We start from the raw sequence: 24168 nt of genomic DNA on the forward strand, positions 1-24168 counted from the left end.
ACTGGCCGCAAGTGTAAGCGGCTGAAGCGGTACAGGCAAATGCGGACCTGCCTTACAGACGCATGCCCAGCCCCAGCGACACCAGACTGCGATCACGCAGCAGGTTGTAATCACCACCGCCGGTTTTCAGATAGCTCAAATCCAACTGGTAATCGCGCCGTACATGCAACGCCAGACTCAACATGGTGGTAAAGCGGCCCTGGGAAAACTGGCCATCGTAGGAATAACCGCGGACATCCTGGCCCACGGTCAGCGCCGGGGTAAGCACCAAGTCAGGCCAAATGCTTGCATATCGGCTTTCCAGCCGCACCCGCGCGCCCCAGGCATTGCTGGTGATGAAACCGTCCAGCCTGCACGTGGCTGCATCGCCACTGCAGCTAGGATAAGCCTGGCTTGCCGCCATGCCCCAGCCTGCGCGGCCATAGCGCATCACCGAGGGGTCGGGCAAGGCAAAGACATGCTTGAGGCCCAGCTCGGCCGATAGCTTGACCTCCCCCCCGGCCAGCTTGCCCAGCGGCCGCGTGGCGCCCAGGCTCACACTCATCACCTGATAGCGGTCATAACCGTCGGCAGAGCCCGCAACAGGCAGGCTGGCAAGACGGGATAGTGGCCCGCGTCCCAGTAACAAGCCGTTGAGAAAGTCTGAACCGTTCCAGGCCAGCGGCTGGTCGGGGATATAGCCCAGTTCGGCATAGGCTGCCGTCTGATCGGGCAGCCGGGTGGCAAAATTCAGCACAAACAGATGCAGATTGGCCGGATAGCTGCGGTAATACTGGCTGCTCAGTCCGGTAGCTTGCGCCAGGCCGCGGTTGGCCAGCAGCGGAGTGAGCACACCGGCACTATTGTGCTGCACGCCGGTATAGCCGACCTTGCTGTCGATATTGGCGGCGTAAAAACCGAATCGGCCCACGCCATCCAGCAGATAATGCACGCCAGCCCCGTATTGCCCGCCGGATGGCAGGCGGTCGGCACTGCGGCTGACGTAATCCAGCGCATTGCTGATGGACTGGCTGTCGCTGTTGCTGATGTTGCGCTGGCTGATGGCCGACAGCAAGGCACCGTTGAGGGTAAGCTGGTTGCAGCCCGGCTGGACATAATCGCCGGTGGAATAAAAAGTACCGCAGCCAGGATAAACATTCGGTGCGTAGGCAAACTGGTAAAAGGCATCCAGGCTGAGGCGGTCGCTCAGGTTCAGCTTGCCATAGACCGCCCAATCTGGGATCCCGGCTTCAGCCGCCACCGAACTGGCGCGGCTTAATGCTGCGTAATCAATGGCGTTGATTTGTGACAGCATGCCACTGGAGGTAGGACTGCCCCAGGGAATGGTCTGCCTGCCGGCGCGCAGCAGCAAGGGATAGCCGGCCAGACGGGTTGTCCCATAAAGATAGGCATCATCCAGCACCGCATTGCCAAAGCGCCCCAGCGGGACAAAACCCTCATCGCTCAGTGCCGCACCCGGCTGATAATGATTGGTTACATTGCCATGCAGTACCGCTTGCCGTGCCTGCGTGTAGTCATACCAGGCCTTGCCGGCCACCCGCATGCCCAGGCCGTGATATTGCACATCCGCCTGCAGATAGCTTTCGATCGCGGTGGAGACCGCATCGCCGCTGCGATAGTTAAGATCGCCATCATTGAGCGTGTTCATCGACGCGCCGGAGATCACCGGATCGGGATTGGCGGCGCGGATCACGGTTCCCATACCCAGCCAGCCACGCCATGACAGGGTGGCAGCCCCCACCGCCTGTTCGCTGGCGGCACCCAGTTCCGGCTTGATGGTGGTTATGCCATTCACGACTTCCGCCGCCAGCACAGGCTGGCACAGCATCACCAGCCCAGCCCCCATCCACCACCCGCCCCAACCATTGCACAGCCTGATCAGCCGTGTCTTTCTCTTGTTTTTTTGCATCCTGTTACGCTAATGCCCAGTGTTCAGCCTGAAATGTCCAACATGTGTCATCAAGCACTGCACCGCCCCTCAGACAGTGCGCAACAACATGCCAAACCAGCCCGGCATTCTAGCTGCTGGCTACCGGCTGCCACTAGCGTCATCAGATTAAATTTGCGCAATGCGCCAGCAGGCGATGAAAACCCGCCCATCAGCGCATCAGGGCGAAACGGCAGCCGGGCTCATAGATGGCTGAGCCTGCACCCGTCCCACCCACCACACGGCCACGCCCACCAGCGCCACCGCACACCAGCCATTCCAGCCATAACCGACAATCTGCCCGGCGCTACCGCTACTGAGCAGCAAGCCGCCCAGCCAGGCACCGCAGCCATTGCCCAGCGACTGGATGGCACTGTTGACGCTGAGAAACGCCCCGCGGTTTTGTGGCAGGGGTACGGTGGTGAGCAAAGCCTGCAGCGGAATCATGCGACCGGACAAGGCCACCATGAACACCGGAAAGAACGCCACGATGACAATAAAGGGCAAACTCGGCAGATGGGTGACAAACAAGACCGGCAGCATGGAAAACAAGGCCATGAGACGAAACAACTGGTGCTTGCCATGACGGTCGGCCAGCCGGCCGATACGGCGGGAGGTAAAGAAGGTGGCCGCCCCGCCAGCCATGTAGATCCAGGCAATCTGCTGCGGAGCAATCCCGTGGTTGGCCACCAGTACCGGCGAGATGAAGGGAATCACCATCATATGCGACACCAGCATGAGAAAGGTCAGCCCGAAAGCCCGCAGGTGGCGCGGATTACTCAGCAGGCCCCACAAGTCGGGCAGTACCTCGCGTAGCGGTGGCGGTGCCACCTGCAGGTGCACGCGCAGCGAAGGGACCAGCATCCATGCCACCAGCCAGATCAGCAAGGACAGCACCGTCAACAGGTAAAACGGTGATGACCAGCCCAGATGAGCCCCCAGCACGATGCCGGCAGGCACACCGGCAATGGCCGCCAGGGAAAAAGCCGTCATGATGGTGCCGGTGGCCGCCCCTCGGCGCGACAGCGGCACCACATCGCTGACAATCGCCATGATGATGGAAGCCAGCACGCCACCGCTGAGGCCGGCAAAGGCACGCGCCAGCAACAGCATGTGAAAGTTGCCGGCCATGGCGCACACCAGGTTGGAAGCAGCAAACAGGCCATAAATCACCAGCAGCAAGCGGCGACGGTCGAAGCGGTCGATATAGGTGGCGGCAAACAGCCCGGACAAGCCGGAACACCAGGAATAGGCCGATACCGCGGTGGCAAATGCTGCCGGACTGATGGCAAAGGCACGCATGATTTGCGGTCCCAGCGGCATCATCACCATGAAATCCATGATGATGGTGAACTGCGTCAGCGCCAGCAGCCACAGCAGGCCACGCTCACGCGGGAGGCTTGATTCAGCCATGGACAACTCCTTGCGGCCCCGCAGGCTGGCCTATACCGCCGGCCAGCAGGACAGATTAATTGACAATATCACCAAATATGAATTAATTGATTGATAATGTCAACTTTGCCAACCGTATTCTGCCAGCGCCTTACCCAGCAGCCTCAGAATGCCGGCGGCTCCTTGCGCAGGGCTTGCCGGATCATCTGCTGCATCACGTCACAGGCACGCGCCCCTTGCGAGTGCGGGCTGCGTATCAGTGCCACCTGCAAGGCTGGCAAAGCAGGCAGTCCCTGCGCACTGCCCAGCACCTGGATGCCCGCCGGCACACTGCACGCGGTCAGCACTGCAACAGCCATACCACTATGCACCGCGGCCAGTTGGCCGGCCACGCTGGGGCTGCTGTACACCACACGCCAGGCACGCTGCCTGGCCTCCACCGCGTCCAGCACGGCACTGCGCGCCCGGCTGCCCAGCTCATACAGGGCAATCGGCAGCGGCTCACGCAGCCAGGCGGCATGCTGGCTGTCCCCCACCCAGACCATGGCTTCGTCAAACAAATACTCACCGCGGTCCGGCGCATCGCGGCTGACCACCGCCAGATCAAGCTCGCCGCTTTCCACCTTGCGGATCAGGGCGGTTGACTGTTCACAAACCAGATTGATTTCCACGGCAGGAAAACGGCCAGCATAATCGCGCAGCACATTACCCAGATAAGCAACCGCATAATCTTCCGGCACACCGAGGCGCAACTGGCCACTCACCTGGGCAGCATGCAAGGTATCCAGCGCTGCCGCATGCGCCGCCAGTACCCGCCGCGCATGCGGCAGCAACTCGGCTCCGGCAGCCGTCAGCGCCAGCGCGCGTGGGCTGCGCAACAACAGCACACAGCCTGCCGCCTGCTCCAGCTTTTTGAGCTGCATGCTGACCGCCGACTGCGACCGATGCACTTGGCCGGCAGCCGCACTGAGCGAACCGGCATCCACCACGGCGACAAAAGCACGCAACCAGTCCAGTTGCAAGTCCTGCATCGACACCCTCGCCAATATTCGAAAAACGAATGATTAACATAGCATAAATTCGCTTTACCGAAAAAAGCACCGGCCACGATGATTGTGTGATGAAACAGACAAGCATCTTGCCCCCGGCGACCACGATCGGGGAGCGCCAGCAGGACACGGGAAGCCGGCACATGATTCTGGCCGGACTGCTACTGGGAACACTGGGCATCTTTGTCACCGAAGCCCATCAGCCACCACTCTTGACGGTGTTGATGCGCTGCTTGTTCGGTGCCATCGCCTTGCTTGCCTGGGGTGCCGGCAGCGGCAAGCTAGGCGAACTGCGCCTGCGTGGCAGCGCACTGCTGGCCGTGCTGCTGGCCAGCCTGCTGATGGTGGCAAACTGGGGACTGTTTTTTGCAGCCATCCCGCTCACCTCCATCGGCTTGGCTACCGTGCTGTTTCACCTGCAACCATTCTGGGTAATGCTGTATGGAAGCCTGCGGCAGGGGGAAACGCTGTCACGCCGACATCTGCTGGCCGCCCTCACCGCGCTGCTCGGCCTCGGCTTAGCCTGCGGTTTGGCCGGCTGGCGCAGCGAAGCACTGCCGGAGGGTTTGCTGAACGGGGTGCTGATGTGTATTGCCGGCTCACTGGCCTACGCCGGACTACCCATCATCGCCAGAAGCCGCCCAGCCATCAGCTCATTTGCATTCGCCTGGTGGCAATGTGCCGTCGGCGTGCTACTGACGGTCTGGTGGCCACTCCTCAATGGCTGGCCGTCAACGGCGCTCAGTTGGGCTTGGCTGGCGGGGCTGGGCAGCCTGCACACCGGTCTTGCCTATGCCTTGCTCTACAGCGGCATGAGCCGGGTTGGCACCAGTCGTTTTGCGGTACTGCAGTTTGTCTATCCGGTAACGGCCATTGTGGTGGACTGGCTGGTCTACCGGCATGCACTGGATGGATGGCAACTGGCCGGTATTGGCCTGATGGGACTTGCGCTGTGGTCGCTGCGGCGCGGCTAGGACACCACCTGCGGTAATAACAGCGGATGGCGGATGAAACCGGCCAGTTGCTCACGGGACATGGGTTCGGCCAACAGAAAGCCCTGCACCAGATCGACACGCAATTGCTTGACCAGGTCAAAATCCTGCTGCCGGCTGACGCCCTCCACCACAACGGACACATGCTGGCTTTGCAGCATGCGCACGGCAAAACCCAGCAGCTTTTCGGCGGCAGGATCGCCAGCCGCCTTATGCACCAAGGTACGGTCAATCTTGACCGAATTGGCAGGTATTTCTCGCAAATGATGAAATCCGGAATATCCGGCACCAAAATCATCCAGTGCCAGATTAAATCCCATCACCCGCAAACGAATCGCATTTTCCAGAGAGCAGCTCAGATTATCCAGCGGCTGGGTTTCTGTTAATTCCAACGTAATTCGTGCCGGAGACAGATGAGCCGCCCGGAGGATGGCATTCAGTTTATCCGGCATGTCAGGCAAATCGAATTCGCTGACATTGATATTCACTGCGACACCCAGATCCATTTCAGGAAACAGGCTGTCCCACTCACAGCAGTCCCGTACCGAATGCTCCAGCATGGTGCATAGCAGTTCCTCCGCCAGGCCGGTTTCCTCGATGCGGGGTAGAAACATGCCCGGTGAAATCAGGCCATGCACCGGATGTTGCCAGCGCGCCAATGCTTCCACCGAAACCGTTTCCAGCGTTTGCGGATTAATCTTGGGCTGATACCAGGGCAGAATCTGCCCGCTGCGCAGGGCGTCGCGCAATTCCTGACGACTAAAGGCATGCGGGCTGCCGGACAGGGTTTGCCACCGGCCATCCAACTGCTTGACACAGGCATGCAGCAAGGGTTTGAGCTGCGCCAGGGACACCGGCTTTTGCAGGCAGCCCAGTACGGACAGCTCATGATGAAAACCAAAGCGCGACACACTATGCAAGATATCCTCGGCCTGTGCGCTACAGTAAACCAGCAGGGGAACATGTTCGAGCGAACGCATGTGGCGCATCAACTGGATGCCATCCAGCCGGGGCATGTCCAGATCACAGATCATCAGGTCATAGCAAGCAGACTCCAGCCGTGACAAGGCCTGATAACCATCTTCAGCCTCGTCGATATGGCTAACGCCGCTTTGCTGGAGCAACAGGCGTAATACCATGCGCTGAATGGCGTGATCCTCGACAATCAATATCCTGAGTGGGAAATTGGTGTCGCGCAATAATGAAGAAGGCATTCAAATTACCTGAAACGGTTCTGCTTGGTTTTTTATAATTGGCACATTATCCTTACCTATATACTGAATGCTGATGGGAAAATTCTGATTGAATACTAGATTTTTCTTATGACATTTTTAAAGAAACACATTTACTCTCCTGCAGTTGAATGCTAGAAAAATATTATTTCTAATCCATAACATTCCGGAGACTTAAGAATGAAAAGCGCCATCATTGTCGATGACCACCCCGCCATCTGCTTGGCTGTCCGTTCTGTGCTGGAAAAATCGGGGCGATACGCAATCATCGGCGAAACCGACAATGGCCAATCTGTCATCGAACTGGTCCGCGAGCACAAGGTCGACCTGATCATCATCGACCTCAACATCCCACGCATCAGTGGTCTGGAACTGATCAAGCGCATCAAGGGACAGCATCCGGGCATCAAGCTGCTGGTACTCTCGGCGCAGGATGAAATGGTGTATGCATCGCGCTCGATGCAGGCCGGTGCCGATGGCTTCGTCAGCAAGAGCAAGGACCTGAATGCCATCCTGTCGGCATCGGATGCCATCATGGCCGGCTACAGCTTCTTCCCGCGTGATGTGGTATCAGGAGCCAAGCTCAATGTGGAAAGCCAGATCGACAGCCGGATCGAGAAACTGTCCGATCGCGAGCTGGCCGTGCTGCAGCATCTGGCACAAGGCTTGTCCAACAAGGACATCGCCGACCGCCTGTTCATCAGCAACAAGACAGTCAGCACCTACAAGGTGAATATCTTTGAAAAACTGGGTATTTCCAATGTGGTGGACCTCACCGATTTTGCCCGTACCAACAAACTGGTTTGAGTGCTCCCAGAGGCGACGCATACTCGCCTCTGCGCCCTCTGCCAGATATCCGGATGACCCCATCTGCTGCTCCCTTCGCACGTGGTCCTGCTGGTGATGGCCGGGGAGACTGTACCCGCAGATTGCCCACTGCCCTCCTGACCCATCGGTCAGACCACTCCAAGCGCAGAATACTGTTTTCCATCTCTGCCCTGCTTACCACCATGCTGGCAATGCCCCGGAAGCAGGTATCCACGCGCTCAGCAGCCTGTCAGTCCCCATGCCCGGATAAGCCAGAAACCAAGTCACGGCTGACCCTTTGACCGGTTACTCAGCCTCTCGGCCACTAGTATGGTAGCGCTCAAATCCAAGCGGGAGATGGTGATGAGCGTAGTGGTCAGTGGGGCTGCCCATGGCATTGGGCAAGCGGTCGCGATGCGACTGGCGGCAGAAGGTCAGCCGCTGGTATTGGTGGATATCGATGCCACAGGGCTGGCGCGCATGGCAGAGGCCTTGCCGCGCAATCTTCCCCATCGACTGGTCATCGGTTCGGTTGCCGACCGTGCTACCGCAGATGCTGCGGCGGTAGCGGCGCAAGAACTGGGCGGTGCCCATGGTTTATCCCATAACGCGGGTATCCAACGTTATGGCTCGGCACTGGACACCTCGCAGCAATGCTGGGATGAAGTCATGGCGACCAATCTGGGCGCAGCCTTCCTGCTGGCACAAGCCTTGTTGCCGCAACTCATCGCCAAGCGCGGGGCCCTGGTATTCATGGCTTCGGTACAAGGCCTGGCCACACAGCGCAATGTGGCTGCCTATACGGCATCCAAGCATGGGCTGATCGGCCTGAGCAAATCCATTGCCGTGGACTTTGCCAGCCAGGGCGTGCGCTCCAATGCCATCGCCCCAGGTTCCATCGACACCCCCATGCTGCGCGATGCCATCGCCAGTGCGCCCTCCCCCGCTGCCTTACGCAAAGAAATCGACACCATGCATCCGCTGGGCCGCGCTGGTCATGCCAGCGAAGTTGCCGAGCTGGTGGCTTTTTTGCTGTCTGACCGTGCCACCTTCATTACCGGAGAAGTCATCCGCATTGATGGTGGTTTGCTCGCCCTTATCGGCGGCTCACCCTTACAGGACTGAAACATGGCCATTGTAGATATCAAGGCGACCACGGTTGCCGTTCCGCTGGAAGCGCCACTCAGACATTCCGCCGGCGTACACTGGCAACGCTTTGTCCGCACCGTGGTAGAAGTCATCGACGATAGCGGCTTGTCTGGCTGGGGCGAACTGGGCGGTGGCGGTGAAAGTGCCGAAGCTGCCGTCAAGGCCTTGCTGCCCTACCTGAAGGGGCATGATCCGCTGCAGTTCGAGCAATTGCGCTGGAAAATCATGAACCCCACTGCCAGCCTGTACAACAACCGTCTGCAACTGCATGCCGCCATTGAAATGGCCTGTATGGATCTGGCCGGCAAACAACTTGGCATGCGCGCCTGTGATTTTCTCGGTGGTGCGCTGCGCGAGCAGGTCGATTTTGCCGCTTACCTGTTCTACCGCTATGAACACAATGGCCGCGGCGGTGAAACCATGCCGGAAGACATGGTGCGCCATGCGTTGGAACTGAAGCAGCGCCATGGCTTCCGGGTACACAAGCTCAAGGGCGGACATTTTGCACCCGACCACGATATCGCCGTCATGGAAGCGCTGGCCGCCGCCCTGCCAGGCGACCGGCTGCGACTGGACCCGAACGCCACCTGGTCGGTGGAAGAAAGCCTGCGCGTCGGTCGCGCCATCGCCCATCTGCCGAATGATTATCTGGAAGACCCTACCTGGGGGCTGGAAGGCATGCGCCGCGTACGCGAACGCCAGCCCATTCCCACCGCCACCAATATGGTGGTGGTGAATTTTGAACAGTTGGCGCAATGCATGCGCCACAGCCTGGTGGATGTCATCTTGCTGGACACCACCTTCTGGGGCGGGCTGCGTCAGGCTTACAAGGCGGGTACCGTGCTGGAAACCTTCCAGCACTCCGCCGCCATTCATTCTTCCGGCGAACTGGGCATCCAACTGGCCTCCATGCTGCATCTGGGCGCGGCCCTGCCCAATCTCAATTTCGCCGCCGATGCCCATTACCATCACCTGAGCGACGATATTCTGGCAGGCGGCAAATTCAGCTATCAGGACGGTGCCATTGCCCTGCCACAAGGACCGGGGCTGGGGGTTGAGGTGTGCCGTGACAAGCTGGCGCAGTATGCCGAGCACTACCGCAGCGTGGGTGGCTATGCCTATGACCGCGATCCGGGCCGACCCGGCTGGTATGGCATCCTGCCGGAGCGGCGCTGGGCCGACCCTAGCCAACAGCAGGTGGGGGTATACCATGGCTGAAGTCTGTCTGCGCGATCTGGTCAAGGTATACGAACAGCAAGTGGTGGTGCGTGGCATCCATCTCGAGATACCAGATGGGGCCCTCGTGGTGCTGGTCGGCCCTTCCGGCTGCGGCAAATCCACCACGCTACGCATGATTGCCGGACTGGAAAGCATCAGTCATGGCCAGTTGCTGATTGATGGCAAACTGGCCAACGAGCTGCCCCCGCAGGAACGCGGCGTGGCCATGGTGTTCCAGTCCTATGCGCTCTATCCGCACATGACGGTGCAGGAAAACCTGGCTTTTTCGCTGAAGCTGGCGGGTATTTCCGCTGCAGAGCGACAAAAGCGGATTGATGTCGCCGTCAAAACACTGGAACTGGCCCCCTACCTGAACCGCAGGCCGGCAGAACTATCCGGTGGCCAGCGCCAGCGGGTAGCCATGGGACGGGCCATCGTGCGCGAACCGCGGGTATTTCTGTTTGACGAACCGCTGTCCAATCTGGATGCCAAGCTGCGCAACCAGATGCGGGTGGAAATCAAGCGCCTGCAACACCGGCTCAAGGTCACTACCGTCTATGTCACCCATGATCAGGTAGAAGCCATGACCCTGGCCGACATCATGGTGGTGATGAAAGACGGGGCCATTGTGCAGCAAGGCAGCCCGCTGGAGGTATTCCAGAATCCGGCCAATCACTTTGTCGCCAGCTTCATCGGCACGCCGCAAATGAACTTCTTCCACGGCACGCTGCAGCAGGAGGGAGAACACTTCTACTTCGCCTCGCCGGCGCTGCGCATACCACTGGACCGGACACGCTTTGGCCCGGCATTGACGCATGGACAGCACGTCTGCGCCGGCTTGCGTCCGGAAGACATCCTGCCGCATTGGCCGGATGAAGCGCCGCCAGCGGCAGAAACCTTTGCCGCCACCATCACGCTGTCGGAAATGCTGGGCAATGAAACCCTGCTGTTTGCCGAATCCGCCAGCGGGCCGCTGATTGCCCGTCAACTGCCTCCGCGCCCGGTAGCCGATGGCCAGACCCTGCGTTTTGCCATCCGTTCCGCTAATTTGCACCTGTTCGACGCCGATAGCGGCATATCGCTACGTGCCGACCGTCCGCAGTCTCAGGAGACCATTGCACCATGACACCTTGCGCCTTACTCCGTATTACCCTGCTCACTTGCTGCCTGCACAGCACTGCTGTCCTGGCCAAGGAGGTACAGCTATTCAATGACAAAGGCTTCTGGAGCGCCCCACTGCAGACGGTGGCCAATGCCGCGCGCGCCGAGGGCATCAGCCTGAAGATTTCTCCTTATGCCAATGCAGAACAGTACAAAACCTTCATTCAGGCCTCGGTGGCCTCTGGCCGCACGCCGGAGCTGTTTACCTGGTGGACCGGCGCATCACTGAACACGCTGACTGCTACCGGCCAACTGGCACCACTGGGCGCGCTGTGGAAGGAAATGGAAGCTGATGGCCGCTTTCAACCAGGCGTCAAAGACCTGTTCAGCGTGGGCGGTCAGCCCTATGCCATCCCTTTGCAACTGTCGCGCTGGGTGGTGTTGTACGACAAACGCGTCTTTGCCCGCCTGGGCTTGAAACCACCCGCCAACTGGGCCGAGCTGCAAACCGTGGCCACGCGGATCAAAGCCGCTGGCCAGACACCGTTTCTGGCTACCACCCAGGATGGCTGGCGCGGCTTTATCTGGTTTCAGGAACTGCTGCTGCGCACCGATCCCAAGGCTTATGTCGGCCTGAACAATGGCAGCGTGGCCTATGACAGCCCGGCGGTGCGCAATGTATTCAAGATATGGTCCGACATGTATGCCAAAGGCTGGTTTTCCGACCCGCGCTCCAATGAAGAAATCAACGACTTCGTCCGGGGCAAGGGCGTGATGTATTTGTTTGGGGAATGGGCGGTCGGCCTGCTGGGCAAGGCCGGCTTTCCACTCCAGGAGCTAGGGGTGTTCATCCTGCCCAATGCGCCTGGCGTGCAGCAGCCGGCCATCATTGTGGAAGGCGCACCCATCGTGGTTTCCCGCAAGGGGCTGGCCAACCCCGATGTAATGAAGACGCTGCGCTTCTGGGTTTCCAACCAGGGTGCGCAAACCTGGGGCAAGGCCTCGGGCAACTATATCGGCAATAACAAGATTGCCGCGCCCAATGCCATTGTCAGCCAGGTGAATACGCAACTGGCCCAAACACGCCACACCATGTTCCTGCGCTGGTGGGAAAACGTACCCAGCGCGCTGCAAGGCGAGATGGTGGCGGAATTCAACCGCTTCATGCTCAAACCGGACATGAACACCGCCCAGAACGTCATGCAGCGCATGCAAAGCCTGAATACGGCTTATTGGAGCAGCAGAAAAAAGTCCTGACGCATCGCCTGGCAACAGGCCAGCCACCTGCACTTCAATGGAGAACGGCATGAACCCGCTCATGCAGCATGATCAACAACTGCTGGCCCGCATCGGCCTGGCACAAATCAAGGCACGCGAACGCGCCCGACAAGGGCGTCAGTTTCGCCTGGCACTGCGCTTCATGGCCCCCGCCCTGCTGTTGGTGACAGCCCTGCTATTACTGCCGGTGCTGTACAACATCTGGCTCAGTTTTACCCAATGGCAATTGTTTGAGGGCCGGGACGACTTCGCCGGCTGGCAGAATTATCGCCAGTTGTGGTCCAGCCCCTATTTTGACGAGGCACTGGGCAATACCGCGCTGTGGGTGCTGGCCTCGGTGCTGTTTCCACTCACGGCAGGATTGGGACTGGCGCTGCTGTTCCGCCAGATGCCCGGTCAGGAATGGTTCAAATCCATCATCTTCCTGCCGCGCATCCTGGCCCCGACGGCGGTGGGCGTGATGTGGTACTACGTGTACGCGCCACAAGGCATGCTCAATCAGGTACTGGGACAGTTCAGCAGCATGCCGGTGGAAACCGGCTGGCTGTTTGAAGAACAACTGGTCACACCCGCCATCATCCTGACCTTTGTCTGGCAAAGCTGCGGGCTGGTGATGGTCCTGCTGTTGCTGGGGCTGGCCGCGCTACCGCGCGATCCGCTGGAGGCCGCCCGCATGGACGGTGCCCGGCCCTGGCAGGTGTTTCGCCACATCACCCTGCCCTTGCTTGCACCCACCTTGCTGATGGTGGTGATTCTCTCCGTACTGGCTGGTTTCACGGTATTCGATCTGCTGTGGGTGATGGGGGCGAACTATCCGCAACAGCGCACCCTGTCGCTGGCGGTGTTCATGTACTTCGAAGCCTTCCAGAAAAACAACTGGGCCTTTGCCGCCGCCACCGCCGTGGTGATTGGTGGCGTGGTGCTGGCTGTTACTTGGCTCCAGACCTTATTGCAAGCCCGTGTAGACAGGATGGTCCGCTGATGCAAAACCTATCGTCGCAACAAGCCAAATGGCTGGCCCTGCCGCCGCCGGCATCTCCGCCACGCTGGGGCAAGGCCCTGTGCGGATTAGCACTCGCCTTGCTGTGGCTGCTGCCCTTCAGCTATGTCTTGCTGGCCATCTTCAAATCCACCGCCGAGTATGCCGCCACCGCTCCGCTATCCCTGCCCGAGGGTGTGTCCCCCTTGCTGGAGAATATCCGCATGGCCTGGCAACAGGGCGATATGGCACAGGCCATGCTCAACTCTAGCCTGTATGCCGCAGTGGGAGCCTCGCTGGCGGTACTGCTGGCCGCCATGGGCGCTTATCCACTGGCGCGCATGCAATTTAGGCATCGCAATCTGTGGTTCCTGCTGCTGTTTGCCGGCACGGTGTTTCCCTTCCAGATGTATCTGATTCCACTGTTCTTCGGCTTCCAGTGGGCTGAGCTGCTGGATACGCATCTGGGCATGTGCCTGCTGTATACCGCCATCTGCATTCCATTCCCGCTGCTGGTATTACGCAATTACATGCAGAACCTCAGCCTGGAAATCGATCAGGCGGCACGGCTGGATGGCGCGTCGGAATTCATCTTGTTCTGGCGCATCATCCTGCCCAATCTGCGCGGTCCGATGTCGGCGGTGTTCCTGCTGCAATTCACCTGGATCTGGAACGACATGCTGTTTTCCTCAGTACTGGGCAATAGCCCGGAAACCCGTTCCATCATGAATGCCTTGCTGGTGTTCCAGGGCAGTTACGCGCAAAGCGGGCCCAATATCATGCTGACCGCCGCCGTGCTGGCCTCGCTGCCCACCTTATTGCTGTTTGTGCTGCTGCGCCGCCAGTTCATGCAAGGGCTGCGGGTGTGATGAGCCAGCCTGCTGCCCTGGCCACGTGCCAACCCTTTGTGCCGGATCCGCGCCAGCCGCTGGCACGCCAGCTATACCAGTTGCTGCTGGAGCGGATTTGCCGCTTCGAGCTGGAACCGGGCCGGCTGATTTCCGAAGCCTCGCTTTCCGCCACCCTGGGCGTCAGCCGCACCCCGGTGCGCGAGGCGATGGCCAGACTGGCAGAACAGGGACTGGTGGAAGTCCTGCCACAGCGCGGCAGCCGCGTGCAGCCCTTGCGCCGCAGCGACCTGGAAAAATCGCAATTCATGCGCGAAGCATTGGAAACCGCCATGCTGCGCAAAGTCATGGCCATTGCGGATCGCCACCTCTTGCTGATGCAACTGGACAGGGAAATCACTCTGCAACGTACTTATCTGCAAGTGGGCGATCTGGAACGCTTTTATCAGTCGGACGAGGATTTCCACCGCCATATCGCCCTGTTTGCCGGCTGCGGGCCGGTAATCGAGGAGATTGCCCGCGTCAAGGTGCATATGGACCGCTTCCGGCAACTGACGGTGGCCTCGGTGGAGGATCTGGCCATGGTGATTGCCCAGCACCAGGCCATACGCGACAGCATTGCCGGCAGCGACGGCATGGCAGCCGAAGCCTGCCTGCAGCTGCATCTACGGCGGATCTTCTCTTTTCTGGAGCAGGCCCAAGCGCTGTTCCCGCATTATTTTGCCGAGTCAAAGCCATGAAGATAGCCATCTGGGGCCGGCAACGCGACCACGTAGGCGAAAGCCCGTTCTGGGATGCGGTACACGGCTGCCTGTGGTCGGTGGACATGACGGCACAGGCCATCCGCCGCCGCTGGCCCGATGGCCGCACCGACAGCTTTCCCACTGCCGAACTGCCTGCCGCACTGGCGCTGAACCCGCAGGGCGACATGGCGGTGGTGGCGTTTGCCAGCGGCACAGCGCTGTGGACGCCCACACAAGGGCTGTTGCACTGGCTCACCCGGCCGGAAACCGACCCAGAGCTACGGCTGAATGAAGGCAAGTGTGATCCGGCAGGGCGTTTCTGGGTAGCCAGCATGGAAAACAATCTGGACCACCATGGCCAGCCACGCGCCACCTCCCGCATGGCCGGTCGCCTGTGGCGCACCAGCGGGGAGAGGGCCATCGCCTTGAGCGAAGCCGAATTCGGCTGCCCCAATACCATGGCCTGGTCGCCCGACCAGCGCTACTTTTATGCTGGCGACAGCCAGCGCAATGCCATCTGGGTGTGGGATTACGACACAGCATCCGGCGACATCAGCCAGCGCCGAGTGTTGCAACAAGGCGGGCCGGGCATTCCCGATGGTTCGGCCGTGGATGAGGATGGCTGCCTGTGGACGGCCCGCTTTGGCGGTGGCTGCATCGTGCGTACCACACCAACAGGTAAAACCGACCGCATCATCCCGCTGCCGGTCCGCAACCCGACCAGTTGTACCTTTGGAAATGCACAGGGCGGTAAACAACTGGATACCCTGCTGATTACTTCCGCCCGCTTTGGCCTGAGCCAGCCGAGCCCGCAGGATGGTGCGGTACTGGCCATCGACACCGGCCACTGCGGCCTGCCGGAACACCGTTACCGGGACGATGCCTGACAGGCCAGCTTGCCAGTCCCCACCCGCGCCAACCTCTGCGCAGAAGCGCTAACAAAACCTCATCGAGTACCCGGAGCAAGACGCGCCGCCGCAGACTGTACATGGCGTACGGCAGGGCGGCGCAACGCTGGAGCGGGGGTTTTGTTATCCGGTATTAACCGCAAGCCCCTACATGGCCGCAGGCGGTGCAAAATTCGCAGCCGTCCTTCTTGATCAGCGCATGGTTGCCGCATTCCGGGCAGGGTTTGCCGGACAAGGGCTTGAGTGCCGGCTGGGCGGCGGTTTCCGGGCTGAACAGATCGCTCTGCTCCGGCACCATCACCCCCATCTCCTCCAGCGGCACGCCATCCTGGGTCAGCACCCCCAACATGGCGTAGCGGTGAATCATCAGCTGTGCCATATAGGCCACGGTGGACGGCCAGCTTTGCGATTTTTCCTGACCCGGAATGCGGGCAAAGAAGTCACCTTGCGGCTCGGCATAGGTCAACAGCTTACGCAGCTTCATGCCGATCCAGGCCGGATCGATCACCCGCATGTCCAGCGACAGCATCTTGCACAGGCCATCCAGTTCGCGCGGATAGTTGCCGGCCAGCCACACCGAATACGGGCGGCGCTGGCCATTGGGCAACACCAGTTCTTTCAGGAAGAGCACGAAATCATCGCCGGTTTGCGGATTGGCCACATCCACCGACCAGCTCATGGTGCCATCGGTACCGGATTTCGGTTCCTTGCGGGCAAACAGCGCATCCATCACCGGGGTGGGTTCGTGCTGGTCGGCGGTCAGTGCGCCAAGTTGTTCCACGCGATGACGTACCACCTGCCCCAGCGCGGCGGCAGCGGAAGTGGCATACACGGTGCGCTCACCCAGCTCGAACACATAGCGCTTGTCGCCATTGGTATGCGACAAGGCTTCCAGCTTGGCCGACAGCCAGGCGTGGTCGCGGCAGCGCATGTCCATCGACAGCGTCTTGGCAATCGCGCCCAAGCCACGCTGTTCTTCGGTGGCATTCACCCAGCACTCGAAGGGGGTGATGCGGCCATTTTCCACATGACCCACCACCACGGCAAAGTCACCGGCCGGGCCTTCCACCATATAGGTCCAGGAGGGGTTGCCTTCTTTCAGCTTGGGCCGGTTCGGCCATTTCAGGCTGGCCAGCGCCGGGCTGGGCGCAGTATTCAGGGTGATGCGGCGGTCCGGGTCGCCATCCTGGCTGGCCGACAGGTCTTGCGGCGCTTCCTTGGCACTTTCCTTGGCCGGCTCGATGGACAATACCGAACCCAGCACGCTGTTGGGCCGGTAAGTGGTAATGCCCTTCAGGCCATTACGCCAGGCTTCCAGATACAGGCTTTCGAAATCGGCAAACGGATAATCCGCCGGCACGTTCACCGTCTTGGAGATGGCAGTGTCGATATACGGGGCCACGGCAGCCACCATGCGCATATGGTCCAGCGCACTCATTTCCAGTGCCGAGACAAAGTAGTCCGGCAGCGCCTGGGTGTCGCCACCCTGCATGCGGTAGACGCGATAGGCATGGTCTTCCACCAGGTATTCCTGGGTGGTGCCATCGGCCATGCGCTTTTTGCGGGTGTAGAACCAGGAGAAAGGCGGCTCGATGCCATTGCTGGCATTGTCGGCAAAGGCCAGCGAAATGGTGCCGGTAGGAGCTATCGACAGCAGGTGCGAGTTGCGGATGCCGTGCTTGCGGATACGGGCCTTGATGCTGTCCGGCAGGCGGCTGGCGCAATGCGGTTCGGCCAGATATTTGTCGGCATCAAACAGCGGGAAAGCGCCCTTCTCGATAGCCAGGTCCACCGAGGCATCATAGGCGGCATCGCGCATGGATTCGGAAATGCGCGCGGCAAAACGTCGGCCTTCTTCGCTGTCGTAACGAATTTTCAGCATGATCAGCGCATCGCCCAGGCCGGTAAAACCCAGACCGACGCGGCGTTTGGACTGCGCTTCGCGCTCCTGCTCCTTCAACGGCCACACGGTCAGGTCCAGCACATTGTCCAGCATGCGGATGGACATGCGCACCACGCTCTCGAAGGCCTTGAAATCAAAGCTGGGCTTGGCGCCAAACGGTTGACGCACGTATTTGGTGAGATTGACCGAACCCAGGTCGCAGCAGCCGTAATCCGGCAGCGGTTGTTCGCCGCAGGGGTTGGTGGATTCAATCACCTCGCAATAGGACAGATTGTTGTCCTGGTTGATCTTGGACATGAACAGCACGCCCGGCTCGGCGTGGTCATAGGTGGATTCCATGATCTGCTGCCACAGCGCACGGGCAGACACCTTGCGGTACACCCACAGGCCGTCGGCACGCTGGTAGTGGCCGGGGAAGGCATCGGTGGCCGGTTCCACACTGTGGGTCAGCTCCCACTCGGCATCGGCTTCCACCGCACGCATGAAATCGTCGGATACACCAACCGAAATATTGAAGTTGCGCAGGTCGCCCTTGTCCTTGGCGTGGATGAAGTCTTCCACATCCGGATGGCTGACATCCAGCACACCCATTTGCGCACCACGGCGGGCTCCGGCGGATTCCACCGTCTCGCAACTGCGGTCGAACACCCGCATATACGATACCGGCCCGGAAGCGCGGCTATTGGTGCCTTTTACCCGCGCGCCCTTGGGCCGGATGCGCGAGAAGTTGTAGCCCACGCCACCGCCACGGCGCATGGTTTCGGCGGCCTGCAACAGGGCTTCGTAAATGCCGGCCTTGCCATTGGAAGGCTCGGAAACCGAATCGCCCACCGGCTGCACAAAGCAGTTGATCAGCGTGGCGCGCAGCTCGGTACCGGCGGCGGAGTTGATGCGGCCACCGGGAATGAAGCCATTGTCCAGTGCCTGGAAAAACAGCGGCTCGAAACGGGCCGGGTCTTGTTCCAGCGCGGCCAAGGCGCGGGCAACCCGCTGCCTGACTTCGCTGACACTCTGTTCGTCACCCTTGGCATACTTTTCCAGCAATACCTCGCGCGAGATATCCTGCTCCAGCATGACGGCACTATTTTCACGCTTCATTCCGGCCCCTCGATTTCCTGAAATTTTTGAGAATTTTCCCAACTGCCGAAGCCTTGCCATTTCGGCAACCCATGAACTTTACGCCTGTTCGGCGGGCATTGCACACTGCTTCCCACAGCAGGCCGCCGCGACAAATTCACAATATCTGGCAAAAGAAAACGGCGTATTACACTATATGTAGTTACGCCGTTTATTGATGGACATCAAGCCATTTCAGAAACTATTTGCTGGAAAGCTTGATCCCCAGTGCCACACCGTCCCGTTCGGCGCGGGTTTTGGCCGGGTCGCCAAGCGTGATGCGATCGGCCAGAGTGTTGTCATTGCGCATCATTACCTTGCGGGCATTTTCCGCCCGCTGGCGCGCCAGCAGATGCAGGGCAGCATCGTCCACTTTCTGCGCGGCAATCAGTTCGGTGCGCAGCTGCTTGGCCAGTGCTGCCCCGGATGGCCCACCCGGATTCAGGGTGCGCGACATCAGCTTGAGCCTGCCCAGTTCGCGGGCGTAGACCGTCTTGATGGCATCCAGCATGGCCGGGTCGGCCATATCCGGCACCGGCAGCGGTTCTCCCGGCAACAGGCTGCGTCCGCCAGCTTGCAGAATGGCACTGTCGACACGTGCCCGTGCCAGTTCCTTGCTGTCCACATCCGGATCGTAGCTACCGGCAAGCTGCAATTGCATCTTGGGACGCTTGCTCATCAAGCCCGCCACTTTTTCCAGCTTCTCCCGCTCCGGCGGTGCCACATTGGCTTCGCCCGGAATGAAGAACACATTGTCAAAGCCCTCGCCGCCCAGCAAGGCTCCCAGCGCACGGAACGGGGCCGTCACCACCTTGCTCACCACATTGACCAGTGCCTTCCACACAAGCTGGCCATAGCTGAACTGCGGGTCATCCAGGCTGCCGGATACCGGCAAATCCAGATCAATCTTGCCGTCGCTGTCTTCCAGCAAGGCCACCGCCAGCCGCAGCGGCAGGTGGGTACCCTTGTAGTCCGGCACCTCCTCGCCCAACTGGATGGTGTTGATCACCACCCGGTTCTGACCCTTCATCTGGCGATGGTCCAGCAGATAATGCAGATCCACCGTCAGGCGGCCGTCATTGATGCGCCAGCCGGCAAAGGTGGTGGCATAGGGGTTGAGGTTGTTGAGCGGAATATTGCGGAAAGACAGCGTGACATCGGTATTGTCAGTCACTGCCATCGGGGCCAGCGCGCCACGCACACGCACATCACCGTACTGATCGACATCACCATCCAGCGTGATGGTGCCAGTACGGCCCGGACGGGTGGACAGGCCCTGAATCGAACCGCGCAGATGGTGCATCTGAGTGGCAAAGTTGGGGTTCATGCTCTGGTCGGCAAACTGCACCTTGCTGCGGTTCAGGTGGATGCTGCGAATATCCACCGGCGGCATCGCACTGGCCTTCGCTGGCGTGACTGGCTTGGCCGACGGCGGAGTGGCCGCGGACCTGGCGGCAAAAATGCGCTGCCAGTTGAGCTGGCGTTTGGCATCCAGAATCAGTCGGGCCGACAAGGCTTCCAGCCGGACATCCTGCACCGCCACGCTCAGCGGCAGGGTGGCGGTGCTTTGGGCCTTGATGCCGTTGACCTTGAGATTGCTCCAGCCCAGCAGCGGCAGCTTTTCGCCCGGCTCCATGATGGCTAGGCTGCTGATGCCGGCACTGCCGGCCACTTTCCAGCCCTTGCTGGCAGACTCCACGTCCAGCGCCGCACTGAGCAAACCGCCACGCAGGCGCAAGGGGGTGGTGGACAGGCCGTAAGGCGCAAACGGGGCCAATGGCAAGGCATCGGCCTTGATCTGCCCCTTGAGGGCTGCCGTGCTCGGATCCAACTGCAGTGCCGCCTGCAACTGGCCATTCTCCAGCTTGCCATCCAGCGTCACCGCCAGTTGTTGCGGCGTACTCGTCTCCACTCGGGCATTGAGCGCACGCAGGCTGGCGCTTACCGGGCGGGACAAGGTGTAATCGCTCCAACTGACTTCGCCATCAGCCAGGGTAAGCACGGGGTAATGCAGGGTCCAGCCGGTTTTGTCCTGTTCGCTTGCCGCTGTGGCAGCTTGGCTTGCCGGAGTGCCTGGCTTACGCCGGGCAAATAGCTGGGCCAGGTTCAACTGCCCCTGCTTGTTGCGCTCCAGCGCTACGCGCAGACCCTGTACATCGACGCTGCCAGGTTCAATCAACCGCCCCTGCTGCACAATGCGCGAGGGCTGCACACTGAGCTTGGCCAGGGCAATCTGGGCGGGTTGCGCGGCATTGCCCAGTGTGATGTCGGCCAGTTCACCAGCCAGCTTGTCCACCGCAAAACCGCGTTTAGGGTCGAGTTCAAAGCGGGCGTGCAATAGCGGCAGGCGGGCCGCCACTTGCAGCGGGGTGGCAAAACCGGCATCGCCAAAGCGGTATTGCCAGTTAGCCAGCTTGATGTCTTCCACCTTCACCTGCCACGGCGCAGGGGCTGCTTTGCTGCTTGCAGTGGATGTAGCACCCGCAGCCGGGCTGGCCGGCAAGGCTGCCAGCCAGTCCAGGCTGCCATCCGCCATGCGCTGAGCTTCCAGGCTGCCGCCATCCAGCGCGATCTGTTGCAGGCTCAACTGACTATGTTGCAGGTCAAAACGCCCCCCTTTGAGCTGCAACAAAGGCAGCACAAAGCGATGCTGGGTACCCGGAGCCTGCATCTGCAAGCCCTTGAGTTCGGCGCTGAAGGGGCTGATCTGCAACTGCGGCTGCTTGCCTTTCAGGTCGAACTGATAGCTGGCCTGTACCGATAGCGTGCCTTGCGGCCTGGCAATATTGAAATGCGGTTTGACGTATTCCCAGATGCTGGCCAGGGTAAAGCCACGGATGCTGGCCTCGCCGCTGGATTGCAAGGGCTGCAATTGCAGGCTGCCTTTCCAATCCAGTTGCGTGCCGTCGCCCAGCGCGGCATGCAGGCGATAGCCACCGGCTTCGGGCAAGGTGGAAAGATCGGTCAGCGCCAGATTCAGCGGCGACACCTTGAAGCTGTCGCTACCGGCCAGTTGGTCCTGGAACATGACCTGGCCATTACGGATGTTCAATGCCTGCAGCAGGAATTTGGTCGGCGAACCATCGTCTTTTTTCGGTTGGGCCGGGCCGCTGGCATCACTGATGAAACGCGCCCAGTTCCAGTGGCCTTGGGCGTCACGCTGCACCCATAGCTGCGGGGCATCAACGCTGAATTCCGACAACTGCCAGCGCCCCAGCAGCAAGGCGGAGGGGTCCAGATTCACATACACCCGGTCTGCGGCAAACAAGGGGCTGCCCTTGCCCTCGGCCAACTTGAGCTGGCGGATTTCCACCGCCATGCGCCAGGGATTGATCGATACCTCGCCCAGCGTCAGCTTGCGGCCGATACCTGATGCCCATTTGGCTGCCTGGCTCTGCACAATGCCCGGCGCAATACCCGCCAGAAACCCCCACAGCAACAACAGCACGGCGGCAATGCCGGCCAGCCAGCGCCGCCAGCGGCGAGACGGGCGGGAAGGGGTGGATTTTCCAGTACTCTGATCAGTTGCGCTCATGACAATCTTCTGTTTAACAGCAGCTTTCATTTTAACTGCTTTATCACATGGCGTTAGTTACATGTTGTTAGCAAAGTTGTCATGACTACCAACAAGCATGGCAGCCATCAGCAGCACGCAGCATCACATGCTATGCTGCGCCAGCCACTTCAACCACCGGTATGCCATGCCCTATTCCAAACCCCTGAGCTGGGACATTTTCTGTACTGTCATCGACAACTACGGCGATATCGGCGTTGCCTGGCGGCTGGCACGCCGGCTGGCACATGACTTCGATCACACAGTCCGCCTGTGGGTGAACGACCTGGCCAGCTTTGGCCGCATTGCCCCGCTGCTGGAGCCGGGCCTGGCCAGCCAGGAGCTGGATGGCATCCGCATATGCCAATGGTGCGCAGATGACGCATTTGTCGACTATCAACCGGCGCAGGTGGTGATAGAAGCCTTTGGCTGCCGCCTGCCCGATGCCGTGGAACAAGCCATGGCACGGGCTGACGTCAAACCGGTCTGGATCAATCTGGAATACCTGTCGGCTGAAGACTGGGTGGAAGGCTGCCATGGCATGGCTTCACCCCACCCGCGCCTGCCGCTGACCAAGCATTTCTTCTTTCCCGGCTTTACCGATCGCACCGGCGGCCTGCTGTGCGAGGACGGCCTGATCGACACCCGCCAGCAGTGGCAGCAGGACAGCCTGGCGCAGCGCGCCTTCTGGCAGATGTTCGATATCCCGGAGAAACAGCCGGAAGAATGGCGCGTCAGCCTGTTTGCCTACGAAAACCCGGCGGCACGCGAATTGCTGGATTACTGGAAGCACAGCGCGCTGCCGGTACATTGCATGGTGCCGGAAGGCAAGGTGCTGGCCGATGTGGAAGCGGTGATGGGACAGCGACTACAGGCCGGACAGCATGTCAGCCAAGGTTCACTCACCGTGCATGTGCTGCCGATGACCGATCAGGACAGTTACGACCTGAACTTGTGGTCGTGTGACATCAACTTCGTGCGCGGCGAAGACAGCTTCGTGCGCGCGCAATGGGCTGGCCGGCCTTTCATCTGGCACATCTATCCGCAAGACGACGCAGCGCACCTGGTGAAGCTTGATGCCTTTTTGTCACACTATTGCGCCGCGCTGGATGCAGAGACCGCCACGGCCCTGCGCGCCGCCAGCCATGCCTGGAACCACGGCCGGGGCATGGTGTCCGCCTGGCAGCAACTGGAAAAACGGCTGCCGCAATGGCACCGCCACAGTCGCCACTGGCCCGACAAACTGCTGCAACACGGTGACTTGGGGATGCGGCTGGTGCAATTCATACAAAACCGGCTAAAATAGCCCGTTTTTCGGAAACCGTTTTCCGAGTTCAATCAAGAGTTTGGGACTTTACACGTAATGAAAACCGCACAAGAACTCCGCGCTGGCAACGTATTCATGGTAGGCAACGACCCGATGGTCGTGCAAAAAGCCGAATTCAGCAAATCCGGCCGTAACGCTTCCGTCGTGAAGATGAAGATGAAGAACCTGCTGACCGGCGCCGGCTCTGAAGCCGTTTACCGCGCTGACGACAAGTTCGACGTCGTGGTTCTGGACCGCAAGGATTGCACCTACTCCTACTTTGCTGACCCGATGTATGTGTTCATGGACAGCGAATTCAACCAGTACGAAGTAGAAGCCGACAACCTGGGCGACACCATCAGCTACATCGTTGACGGCATGGAAGATGTTTGCCAGGTCACCTTCTACGATGGCAAGGCCATCTCCGTGGAACTGCCGACCACCGTGATCCGCGAAGTGGAATACACCGAGCCGGCCGTACGTGGCGACACTTCGGGCAAGGTTCTGAAGCCGGCCAAGCTGGTAGGCACCACTTTCGAAGTTCAGGTTCCGGCCTTCGTCAACACTGGCGAAAAGATCGAAATCGACACCCGCACCGGCGAATTCAAAAAGCGCGCCTGATCGCCTGTTTGAATGCTGTGCAACAAGCGGCCTGATGGCCGCTTTT

General features: G+C 60.2%; 18 protein-coding genes. 12 read left to right on the forward strand and 6 right to left on the reverse strand.

Annotated elements, in window-relative coordinates:
- Nucleotides 1–52: 52 nt before the first annotated feature.
- The 3 genes from DLM_RS14055 to DLM_RS14065 form a co-directional block, all read right to left on the reverse strand.
- Nucleotides 53–1795 (reverse strand): DUF1302 family protein, encoded by a 1743-nt coding sequence (locus DLM_RS14055; RefSeq protein ID WP_167467116.1) that lies wholly within the window; start codon nt 1793–1795, stop codon nt 53–55.
- Nucleotides 1796–2107: 312 nt separating this feature from the next.
- Nucleotides 2108–3340: an MFS transporter gene (locus DLM_RS14060; RefSeq protein ID WP_089084593.1), complete on the reverse strand. Its 1233-nt coding sequence runs from the start codon at nt 3338–3340 to the stop codon at nt 2108–2110.
- Nucleotides 3341–3483: 143 nt separating this feature from the next.
- Nucleotides 3484–4350 carry a LysR family transcriptional regulator gene (locus DLM_RS14065; RefSeq protein ID WP_197715417.1) on the reverse strand — a complete coding sequence of 289 codons (867 nt, stop codon included), beginning with the start codon at nt 4348–4350 and terminating at the stop codon, nt 3484–3486.
- Between the two features lie 161 nt (nt 4351–4511).
- Here DLM_RS14065 and DLM_RS14070 point away from each other — a divergent pair, with 161 nt between their 5' ends.
- Nucleotides 4512–5342, forward strand: a complete 831-nt coding sequence (locus DLM_RS14070; RefSeq protein ID WP_089084595.1) for a DMT family transporter — start codon at nt 4512–4514, stop codon at nt 5340–5342.
- On the opposite strand, the gene DLM_RS14075 is transcribed toward DLM_RS14070, so the two are convergent.
- On the reverse strand, nt 5339–6574 hold the full coding sequence (locus tag DLM_RS14075; RefSeq protein ID WP_089084596.1) for an EAL domain-containing protein: 1236 nt from the start codon (nt 6572–6574) through the stop codon (nt 5339–5341). The genes DLM_RS14070 and DLM_RS14075 overlap by 4 nt on opposite strands.
- A 198-nt stretch (nt 6575–6772) precedes the next feature.
- On the opposite strand from DLM_RS14075, the gene DLM_RS14080 reads away from it, so the two are divergent.
- The 9 genes from DLM_RS14080 to DLM_RS14120 all read left to right on the forward strand — a co-directional run bounded on the left by DLM_RS14080 (nt 6773) and on the right by DLM_RS14120 (nt 15602).
- Complete coding sequence (locus tag DLM_RS14080) at nt 6773–7399, forward strand: response regulator transcription factor (RefSeq protein ID WP_089084597.1); 627 nt, start codon at nt 6773–6775, stop codon at nt 7397–7399.
- Nucleotides 7400–7762: 363 nt separating this feature from the next.
- A complete protein-coding gene (locus DLM_RS14085) occupies nt 7763–8524 on the forward strand; it encodes an SDR family NAD(P)-dependent oxidoreductase (RefSeq protein WP_197715418.1) in 762 nt (253 codons plus the stop codon).
- A gap of 3 nt (nt 8525–8527) precedes the next feature.
- Nucleotides 8528–9766 carry an enolase C-terminal domain-like protein gene (locus DLM_RS14090; RefSeq protein WP_089084599.1) on the forward strand — a complete coding sequence of 413 codons (1239 nt, stop codon included), beginning with the start codon at nt 8528–8530 and terminating at the stop codon, nt 9764–9766.
- Nucleotides 9759–10892 (forward strand): ABC transporter ATP-binding protein, encoded by a 1134-nt coding sequence (locus DLM_RS14095; protein ID WP_089084600.1) that lies wholly within the window; start codon nt 9759–9761, stop codon nt 10890–10892. The genes DLM_RS14090 and DLM_RS14095 overlap by 8 nt, the downstream gene beginning before the upstream one ends.
- Nucleotides 10889–12124, forward strand: a complete 1236-nt coding sequence (locus DLM_RS14100; protein ID WP_089084601.1) for an ABC transporter substrate-binding protein — start codon at nt 10889–10891, stop codon at nt 12122–12124. Before DLM_RS14095 ends, DLM_RS14100 begins: the two co-directional genes overlap by 4 nt.
- 49 nt (nt 12125–12173) lie before the next feature.
- Nucleotides 12174–13127, forward strand: coding sequence for a carbohydrate ABC transporter permease (locus DLM_RS14105; RefSeq protein ID WP_167467117.1), 954 nt, complete (start codon nt 12174–12176; stop codon nt 13125–13127).
- The gene (locus DLM_RS14110; protein WP_089084603.1) at nt 13127–13993 is read left to right on the forward strand and encodes a carbohydrate ABC transporter permease; all 867 of its coding nucleotides are present in this window, start codon (nt 13127–13129) and stop codon (nt 13991–13993) included. The genes DLM_RS14105 and DLM_RS14110 overlap by 1 nt, the downstream gene beginning before the upstream one ends.
- Complete coding sequence (locus tag DLM_RS14115; RefSeq protein WP_089084604.1) at nt 13993–14712, forward strand: GntR family transcriptional regulator; 720 nt, start codon at nt 13993–13995, stop codon at nt 14710–14712. The genes DLM_RS14110 and DLM_RS14115 overlap by 1 nt, the downstream gene beginning before the upstream one ends.
- A complete protein-coding gene (locus DLM_RS14120) occupies nt 14709–15602 on the forward strand; it encodes an SMP-30/gluconolactonase/LRE family protein (protein ID WP_089084605.1) in 894 nt (297 codons plus the stop codon). The genes DLM_RS14115 and DLM_RS14120 overlap by 4 nt, the downstream gene beginning before the upstream one ends.
- Before the next feature lie 154 nt (nt 15603–15756).
- Here the strand turns inward: DLM_RS14120 and DLM_RS14125 are convergent, their stop codons facing one another.
- Both DLM_RS14125 and DLM_RS14130 read right to left on the reverse strand, forming a co-directional pair.
- Nucleotides 15757–18624 carry an adenosylcobalamin-dependent ribonucleoside-diphosphate reductase gene (locus DLM_RS14125; RefSeq protein ID WP_089084606.1) on the reverse strand — a complete coding sequence of 956 codons (2868 nt, stop codon included), beginning with the start codon at nt 18622–18624 and terminating at the stop codon, nt 15757–15759.
- A 220-nt stretch (nt 18625–18844) separates the two neighbouring features.
- On the reverse strand, nt 18845–22177 hold the full coding sequence (locus DLM_RS14130; RefSeq protein ID WP_089084627.1) for a DUF748 domain-containing protein: 3333 nt from the start codon (nt 22175–22177) through the stop codon (nt 18845–18847).
- A gap of 97 nt (nt 22178–22274) precedes the next feature.
- Between DLM_RS14130 and earP the strand changes: the two genes are divergently transcribed.
- Complete coding sequence (gene earP / locus DLM_RS14135) at nt 22275–23501, forward strand: elongation factor P maturation arginine rhamnosyltransferase EarP (protein WP_231959857.1); 1227 nt, start codon at nt 22275–22277, stop codon at nt 23499–23501.
- Between the two features lie 57 nt (nt 23502–23558).
- Nucleotides 23559–24122: an elongation factor P gene (gene efp, locus DLM_RS14140; RefSeq protein ID WP_089084607.1), complete on the forward strand. Its 564-nt coding sequence runs from the start codon at nt 23559–23561 to the stop codon at nt 24120–24122.
- The last annotated feature ends 46 nt before the right edge of the window (nt 24123–24168 follow it).

The sequence above is a fragment of the Aquitalea magnusonii genome, assembly GCF_002217795.2.
Classification (GTDB): domain Bacteria; phylum Pseudomonadota; class Gammaproteobacteria; order Burkholderiales; family Chromobacteriaceae; genus Aquitalea; species Aquitalea magnusonii_B.

What these genes read in the sequence shown, in the direction of transcription:
- DLM_RS14060 (WP_089084593.1), bottom strand. Translation starts at nt 3,340, where the DNA reads ATGGCTGAATCAAGCCTCCCGCGTGAGCGTGGCCTGCTGTGGCTGCTG.
- DLM_RS14065 (WP_197715417.1), bottom strand. Translation starts at nt 4,350, where the DNA reads ATGCAGGACTTGCAACTGGACTGGTTGCGTGCTTTTGTCGCCGTGGTG.
- DLM_RS14070 (WP_089084595.1), top strand. Translation starts at nt 4,512, where the DNA reads ATGATTCTGGCCGGACTGCTACTGGGAACACTGGGCATCTTTGTCACC.
- DLM_RS14075 (WP_089084596.1), bottom strand. Translation starts at nt 6,574, where the DNA reads ATGCCTTCTTCATTATTGCGCGACACCAATTTCCCACTCAGGATATTG.
- DLM_RS14080 (WP_089084597.1), top strand. Translation starts at nt 6,773, where the DNA reads ATGAAAAGCGCCATCATTGTCGATGACCACCCCGCCATCTGCTTGGCT.
- DLM_RS14085 (WP_197715418.1), top strand. Translation starts at nt 7,763, where the DNA reads ATGAGCGTAGTGGTCAGTGGGGCTGCCCATGGCATTGGGCAAGCGGTC.
- DLM_RS14090 (WP_089084599.1), top strand. Translation starts at nt 8,528, where the DNA reads ATGGCCATTGTAGATATCAAGGCGACCACGGTTGCCGTTCCGCTGGAA.
- DLM_RS14095 (WP_089084600.1), top strand. Translation starts at nt 9,759, where the DNA reads ATGGCTGAAGTCTGTCTGCGCGATCTGGTCAAGGTATACGAACAGCAA.
- DLM_RS14100 (WP_089084601.1), top strand. Translation starts at nt 10,889, where the DNA reads ATGACACCTTGCGCCTTACTCCGTATTACCCTGCTCACTTGCTGCCTG.
- DLM_RS14105 (WP_167467117.1), top strand. Translation starts at nt 12,174, where the DNA reads ATGAACCCGCTCATGCAGCATGATCAACAACTGCTGGCCCGCATCGGC.
- DLM_RS14110 (WP_089084603.1), top strand. Translation starts at nt 13,127, where the DNA reads ATGCAAAACCTATCGTCGCAACAAGCCAAATGGCTGGCCCTGCCGCCG.
- DLM_RS14115 (WP_089084604.1), top strand. Translation starts at nt 13,993, where the DNA reads ATGAGCCAGCCTGCTGCCCTGGCCACGTGCCAACCCTTTGTGCCGGAT.
- DLM_RS14120 (WP_089084605.1), top strand. Translation starts at nt 14,709, where the DNA reads ATGAAGATAGCCATCTGGGGCCGGCAACGCGACCACGTAGGCGAAAGC.
- DLM_RS14125 (WP_089084606.1), bottom strand. Translation starts at nt 18,624, where the DNA reads ATGAAGCGTGAAAATAGTGCCGTCATGCTGGAGCAGGATATCTCGCGC.
- DLM_RS14130 (WP_089084627.1), bottom strand. Translation starts at nt 22,177, where the DNA reads ATGAGCGCAACTGATCAGAGTACTGGAAAATCCACCCCTTCCCGCCCG.
- earP (WP_231959857.1), top strand. Translation starts at nt 22,275, where the DNA reads ATGGCAGCCATCAGCAGCACGCAGCATCACATGCTATGCTGCGCCAGC.
- efp (WP_089084607.1), top strand. Translation starts at nt 23,559, where the DNA reads ATGAAAACCGCACAAGAACTCCGCGCTGGCAACGTATTCATGGTAGGC.